The following is a 7,588-nucleotide window of genomic DNA, read 5'->3' as shown; positions in this document are numbered from 1 at the left end:
ACGCGGTCCGGGTCCTGGCTGCACCGGTTCGTTCAGTGTAATACCGGCTTGTTCCGCGAGGTATTGGTAGACTTGATACTGCTTTGAGGGCTGATCGTCCGACACGAGAAACAGGCGATGCCGATGCTGCGGAAAGCGCACCAAATGATAAATAAAGCTCGCCACGTCATCTTGATGAATGCGGTTGGTCCAGCTGTCACGCAAGGTGGCTTTGCCCGCTTGCAGCTGTTTGCGCATAAAGTCACGTCCTTCGCCGTAAATACCACTGCACCGTAATATCGTTGAGGGCACGGGTAAGTCGCGAATTAAGTGCTCGGCTTGTAACAGCAGTTTACCGGAGTCGGAGTCGGGGGCGGTGGGTGAGGATTCATCTACCCATTCACCTTCGTGCTGGCCGTACACGCCGGTACTGGACACATAAATCACGTAGGGTGAGTAATCGAGTTCACTGATGATCTGTTGTAAGTGTTGACACGGCACGACATAACCTTGACGATACCCTTCTTTGGAGTATTCGCTGGGTGTTAATGTGACGACCACGAGATCGATTTTACCGTGCGCGTTAAACAAACTGCGCAGGTCTTGCTCGTTGCTGGCATCGGCACTGACGGTCTCAACACCGGGGATCAGTGGCTTGTCGTCGGGATGTCGGCACGCGCCAATCACATGATGCTGTTCGGCGACCATGAGACGGGCACTGCGTTGGGCGATATCGCCATAACCTAATAAGAGTATATTCATGGGCTTCATCTTAAAGATTATCTGCGACGCTGTCCAAATAATCGAGAATACCTTCTGCCGCGGTACGGCCCTCGGCTATCGCTGTGACCACCAGGTCCGCACCGCGTACCATATCGCCCCCGGAAAAAACCTTGGGATTACTGGTTTGCATGGCAAAGCGGCCCATGGCATCGGGCGTTGCGGTGGCAAGCACGGTGCCCCACTCGCTCAACTCGACCTGGTGTGCGTCGAGCCACGCCGGTGGGTTCGGTTGATAGCCAAAGGCGATCAACACCGCCGTCGCTGGCATGATAAATTCCGAATCGGGTACGGGTTGCGGACGCCGACGCCCTTGCTCATCGGGCTGACCCAGTTCAGTTTTGACCATTTTTACGCCCGCGACGTGCCCCGCCTCGTCCGAAACTATCGCTAACGGCTGTAAATTAAATTCAAATTGCACGCCTTCCTCACGCGCATTTTGCACTTCGCGACGCGAACCGGGCATATTGTGCTCGTCACGCCGATAAGCACACACGACCGAAGCCGCGCCCTGCCGGATGGATGTCCGCACGCAGTCCATCGCGGTATCGCCACCGCCCAACACGACGACCTGTTCATCTTTGACGTCAATTAACGGATAGTCGGGCATGGGGCTGTCGAGGAGTCGTTGGGTGTTGCCAATCAAAAACGGTAATGCCGGATAGACACCGGGGGTGTCCAAACCTTCAAGTCGCCCATCAAGGGCTTTATAGGTGCCTAAGCCTAAAAACACGGCGTCATTTTGTGTCATGATGTCGTCAAAATTAACGTCCTTTCCAACATCAACACCGAGTTTAAAGTCGATACCCATGTCACTGAAGATCTCGCGCCGTAGTTTCAGTACGTTTTTATCGAGCTTAAACGGCGGAATGCCATAAGTGAGTAGGCCACCGATTTCGGGATAACGGTCATACACCACGGGTTTGATGCCGTTACGCACCAGCACATCGGCACACGCAAGCCCGGCTGGACCGGCACCTATAATGGCGACTTTTTCCGACCGTGCTTCCACTGCACTTAAATCGGGTCGCCAACCCTGGGCAAAGGCTTGGTCGACCATTTGCTTCTCGATGCTGCCAATGGTGACCGCGCCGAAGTCATCGTTGAGTGTACAAGCCCCCTCACACAGCCTATCTTGCGGACACACGCGTCCGCAGACTTCGGGTAAGCTGTTGGTTTTGTGCATCAGCTCGGCGGCTTCAAATACACGCCCCTCGTTCGCCAACTGCAACCACTGCGGAATGTAATTATGCACTGGGCACTTCCACTCACAATAGGGGTTGCCACAATCCAGACAACGGTCGGCCTGACCTTGCAGTTGCACATCGGTCATGGGTTCATAGATTTCTTTAAATTCGATACGGCGCGACGCCACCGGTTGCTTGGGTGGGTCGATGCGCTGTACGTCTAAAAATTGATATACGTTTTTATTCATTACATCACCTGCACACGTAATTCGGCGGTCGAGCGGGCGCGATGCCCTAAGATCGACGCCATATCGGCGGACTTGGGTTTTACGATAACGAACTCGTTGACCCGAGTATCGAACTCGGTCAACAGCATACGTGAGTACTCACTCTGCGTTGCTTCGTGATGTTCATTGATGAGTCCGCGCAGATGTTCTTTAATGATGGGTTTATCCACGGCAACGGCTTCGACCAGCTCGGTGTTTAGACGGCGATGCAGGTCGCCGTGTTTGTCGCGTAAATACGCAAAGCCGCCGGTCATGCCCGCGCCAAAGTTAATTCCGCATTCACCTAGCACAACGACGATACCGCCGGTCATGTATTCGCAACCATGGTCGCCAACACCCTCAACCACGGCTGTCGCGCCTGAGTTACGCACCGCAAAGCGTTCACCGGCACACCCGGCTGCATAGAGTTGTCCGCCAGTCGCGCCGTATAGGCAGGTGTTGCCCATAATGGTGGCGTCGTGACTGGAAAACGTGACACCGGGGCGCGGTCGAATGACAATGCGTCCACCCGCCATGCCTTTACCAACATAGTCATTGGCATCGCCGGTGAGCTTCAGCTTAAGGCCGCCAGCGTTAAAGGCGCCAAAGCTTTGTCCCGCGGTTCCTAAAAAGTCGAGTTGGATAGGATAGCTTGCCATACCTTGGTTGCCGTAGCGCTTGGCGATATAGCCGCTCAGAGTAGCGCCGACGGAGCGATCGTCGTTACGGATCGGCATGGACCAGTTGCCGCCCTGCCGCTCATCGATCGCGGTCTGGGTCAGTGCCAGCAAACGTTGGTTGAGTTCGCCTTTATCATAGGGTGGATTGTTCTCAACACAGTATTTGGGGTGCTCCGAACGACTTCCTGCAGCTGCGAGCAGCGGTTCGAGGTCAATATGCTGTTGCCGTTGGGTGTCACCGGGCAAGCGCTCGAGTAAATCCACGCGGCCAATCGCATCGGTGATGCGGTTTAGGCCGAGCTCGGCTAACCATTCGCGAACCTCTTCGGCGATAAACTCAAACAACGTGACCACGCGTTCGGGTAAGCCCCGGAAGAATTCTTTACGCAAGGTTTCGTCTTGCGTCGCTACTCCAGTGGCGCAGTTATTTAGGTGACAGATACGTAAGTACTTACACCCCAGCGCCACCATCGGGGCGGTCCCAAAACCAAAGCTTTCAGCACCGAGAATCGCGGCTTTGACCACGTCGAGGCCGGTTTTTAAACCGCCATCGACTTGCAGACGAATTTTATGCCGTAGGTTATTTTCGACCAGCGCTTGATGCACTTCGGCTAACCCCAGCTCCCACGGTGAACCGGCGTATTTGACCGAGGTGAGTGGGCTCGCGCCGGTGCCACCGTCATAACCCGATACGGTAATGAGGTCAGCGTAGGCTTTGGCAACGCCGGTGGCGATGGTGCCAATACCCGGCGTGGAAACGAGTTTAACCGACACCAAAGCGTTTGGATTCACTTGCTTAAGATCGAAGATCAGCTGTGCCAGGTCTTCAATGGAATAGATATCGTGGTGCGGTGGCGGTGAAATCAGTGTAGTGCCGGGCACCGCAAAGCGTAGTTGAGCAATTTCGGCGGTCACTTTTTCGCCCGGCAACTGCCCGCCCTCGCCGGGTTTGGCACCTTGCGCGACTTTTATCTGGATAACATCGGCGTTGACCAGGTAGTGCGGTGTCACGCCAAATCTTCCCGATGCCACTTGTTTAATGCGTGAGTTTTTTGGGCTATTAAAACGTTTGGGATCTTCACCGCCTTCGCCGGAGTTAGAATGCCCGCCAATTTGGTTCATGGCTTCGGCAAGTGCTTCATGTGCTTCGGCACTGAGTGCGCCAATTGACATCGCTGCGGTATCAAATCGTGGAAACAACGCTTCCCGAGGCTCGACCTGCTTGAGCGCGATGGGTTTCGCGGCGTTAGGGTTAAGCTTTAGTAGATCACGAATATGTGCGACCGGACGTTCATTAACGTAGCGTTGATAGACGGCGTAGTCTTCGCGCTTGCCGCTCTTAACCGCCGCTTGCAGGGCTGTCACCACATCGGGGTTGTAGGCGTGATATTCTCCGCCATGTACGTATTTAAGCAGCCCCCCATGCGACAGTGGCTTGCGGTGTAACCAGGCGTGTTGGGCGATGCGTTGCAAATCTGTTTGAATGTCTTCAAAGCCGCTGCCATTGATACGCGCGGGTGCATTGACGAAGCACGCATCACGCACGTCTTGGTTAAGACCGACCGCTTCGAATAATGATGAGCCGCGGTAACCCGCTATGCTGGCGATGCCCATTTTTGAAAGAATTTTTAACAGACCTTTGTTAAGACCTTGGCGGTAGTTCATCACCGCTTGCTTTACATCCATAGTGAGCTTGCCTTGCTGCACCAGTTGCTCAACGCTCTCGTAAGCAAGGAACGGATACACCGCTGTTGCACCCAGCCCCAGTAGCACCGCCATGTGGTGCGGGTCACGGGCGGAGCCTGTCTCAACAATGATATTGGAGTCACAACGTAACTGGGCTTTTACCAAGGCTTGTTGCACTGCCCCGACCGCCATTGGCGCGGGGATCACTAACTGGTCCTTGGTGAACTCCCGATCGCTGAGTATCACCATCACGCGCTGTTGGTTTTTCACCACATCAATGGCGGCTTCGACCACCTTCTGTAGCGCGGCTTGCAAACTGTGCTCGGTGGGTTTAAATGCCAAGTTTAAGGTGGCATGACCGTAGTGCTTATCGTCTAATTCGCGCAGTTGTTTTAAATCGGTGTACATTAAAATCGGTGATTCAAAGACCACACGGTCGGCATCGCCCGAGGCTTCACTGAATACGTTGTGCTCGCGCCCAATGATCGTCTCAAGCGACATGACATGGCGCTCTCGGATAGGGTCGATAGCGGGATTCGTCACCTGTGCAAATTGCTGACGAAAATAGTCGTACAACAAACGCGGCTGTTGCGATAATACCGCGGTTGGGGTGTCGTCGCCCATGGAGCCGACGGCTTCTTGTCCGTCTTTAGCCAGCACCGCCACGACTTGCTGAAGCTCCTCCCGGGTGTATAAAAAGGTTTTGTGGAACACTTGCATGGTTCGGTCATCATACAAGCGCTGGCCAATTTTATCGGCACTGCAACGGTCAAATGGTACCAAACGACGACGGTGCTCAGTCAGCCATTGCCGGTAAGGCTGGCGGCTCTTTAAATCATCTTCGATTTCACCGTTATGCCAAATACGGCCGGTGTAGGTATCTACCGCCATCATTTGGCCGGGACCGAGGCGCCCTTTTTCTTGTACGTCGTGTTCGTCGTAATCCCAAATACCGACTTCTGAGGCGATCGTGAGAATCCCGTGCTTCGTTAATACATATCGCGCGGGGCGCAAACCGTTACGATCGAGGCTACAGGCAACGTGACGTCCGTTACTCATGACCACACCTGCCGGACCATCCCATGGCTCCATGTGCAGCGCATTAAATTCATAAAAGGCGCGCATATCGTCGCTCATGGTGCTATCGCCCTGCCATGCCGGTGGGATCAGCAGCCGCATGGCGCGAAATAGATCCATGCCGCCAGCAAGCAACAGCTCTAGCATATTATCGAGCGATGCGCTGTCGGAGCCACTTTGACTCACCAAGGGTGCCGCTTGCTGTAGGTCGGGCAGTAACGGGCTGTGAAATTTATATAGGCGCGCTTGTGCCCACTGGCGATTGCCGCGAATGGTATTAATCTCGCCGTTATGGGCAAGAAAACGAAACGGTTGTGCTAAACGCCAACGCGGTTGTGTATTAGTGGAGAAGCGCTGGTGGAATACGCAAATAGCGGTTTTTAATGCGGGGTTGGCGAGATCGGGGTAATAGCGCGGTAAATCACCTGCCATCATCAGACCTTTGTAGACCAATAAGAGGCTCGACATTGAGCAGATATAGAGTTCATCGGCGCTGAATACGCCTTGCTCTACTTTTTGCTCGACCCGTCGACGTGCCATGTAGAGACGTCGTTCAATGTCCTTTTTACGCCAACCGGTCGGCGCGCTGATGAGCACTTGTTCGATTTTGGGTTCGGCGGCTTTTGCGGCGTTACCCAATACGCTGTCATCTACTGGGACTTTACGCCAACCGACGATACTTAACGTCTCTTTTTGTAGTTCTTGCTCTATTAAATGACGTGCAGCTTCGCGTTTGTCCGAGTTGCGTGAGAAAAACACCATGCCCACGGCGAATTTTTTGCCAAGATTCCACCCTTGTTGCTCGGCGTACTCACGAAAGAACTGTTCTGGGATTTGTAGCAGCAAGCCACAGCCGTCTCCGGTCTTGCCGTCGGCACCGATACCGCCACGGTGCTGCATTCGGTCAAGCCCTTGTACAGCGGTGCTGATGAGATCATGGCGAGCATCACCTTCGATGCTCGCGATTAGGCCGAATCCGCAATTATCACGGACGTCATCGGCGTGATACAGACGCATGACATCTCCACGAATAGTTATTCAGTGGAACTACATTATCATGCAGATTTTAACTTGTATATTCGCTTTTTATGCTACTTCTTGAATGCGAGCATTCTATCAAGCGGGATCATCGCCTCTTTCGCGAGCTGCGGATCAACATGAATCTCATGCTGTTCGCCGCCGTGTTCAAGGGCTTCGGCAATTGCGACTAAGCCGTTCATTGCCATCCACGGACAGTGGGCACAACTACGACAAGTCGCACCGTTACCCGCGGTAGGTGCTTCTAAAAATGTCTTGTTAGGTTGCAACTGCTGCATTTTGTAGAAGATGCCGCGGTCGGTTGCCACGATAAAGGTTTCGTTTGGCAAGGTTTGGCTGGCTTTAATCAACTGTGAGGTTGAGCCAACGGCATCTGCCATCTCAACAATGTTCTGCGGTGATTCGGGGTGAACCAGGATCGCAGCTTCTGGATGAAGCTTTTTCATGTCGCGCAGTGCTTTGGCTTTAAATTCGTCATGCACTACACAGGCGCCCTGCCACATCACCATATCGGCACCGGTTTGCTTTTGGATATAGCTACCAAGGTGGCGGTCCGGTCCCCAGAGGATTTTCTCGCCTTGGCTGTCGAGGTGTTCGACTAACTCGAGTGCCATACTTGAGGTGACGACCCAATCGGCGCGTGCTTTAACCGCCGCTGAGGTGTTGGCATACACCACTACAGTGCGGTCCGGATGCTGGTCGCAAAACTCGGCGAATTTATCCGGTGGGCAGCCTAAGTCGAGCGAGCACTCGGCTTTGAGTGTCGGCATTAGGACGGTTTTGTGTGGTGTGAGAATTTTTGCTGTCTCACCCATAAAGCGTACACCGGCAACAATCAAAGTGTCGGCATCGTGGTCACGACCAAAGCGCGCCATTTCTAAAGAATCCGCGACAC

4 protein-coding genes are annotated in these 7,588 nt (G+C 53.8%); all 4 read right to left on the bottom strand.

Going from position 1 to position 7,588, the window contains the following annotated elements:
- Window positions 1-741: NAD(P)H-binding protein (locus ABNS04_RS11795; protein ID WP_348671545.1), on the bottom strand; the 741-nt coding region annotated here is incomplete at its 3' end.
- Between the two features lie 10 nt (window positions 742-751).
- Window positions 752-2,194, bottom strand: a complete 1,443-nt coding sequence (locus tag ABNS04_RS11790) for an FAD-dependent oxidoreductase (protein WP_348671543.1) — start codon at window positions 2,192-2,194, stop codon at window positions 752-754.
- Complete coding sequence (gene gltB, locus ABNS04_RS11785) at window positions 2,194-6,672, bottom strand: glutamate synthase large subunit (RefSeq protein ID WP_348671542.1); 4,479 nt, start codon at window positions 6,670-6,672, stop codon at window positions 2,194-2,196. The genes ABNS04_RS11790 and gltB overlap by 1 nt, the downstream gene beginning before the upstream one ends.
- 74 nt (window positions 6,673-6,746) lie before the next feature.
- A partial coding sequence (gene nadA / locus ABNS04_RS11780; RefSeq protein WP_348671541.1) for a quinolinate synthase NadA occupies window positions 6,747-7,588 on the bottom strand: 842 nt, incomplete at its 5' end.

Origin of the sequence: uncultured Idiomarina sp. (assembly GCF_964010655.1) — a bacterium.
Lineage (GTDB): Bacteria > Pseudomonadota > Gammaproteobacteria > Enterobacterales > Alteromonadaceae > Idiomarina > Idiomarina baltica.
Note: the sequence above shows the minus strand (reverse complement) of the source record. Positions and strands in the feature narration are given on the sequence as shown.

What these genes read in the sequence shown, in the direction of transcription:
- ABNS04_RS11790 (WP_348671543.1), bottom strand. Translation starts at nt 2,194, where the DNA reads ATGAATAAAAACGTATATCAATTTTTAGACGTACAGCGCATCGACCCA.
- gltB (WP_348671542.1), bottom strand. Translation starts at nt 6,672, where the DNA reads ATGCGTCTGTATCACGCCGATGACGTCCGTGATAATTGCGGATTCGGC.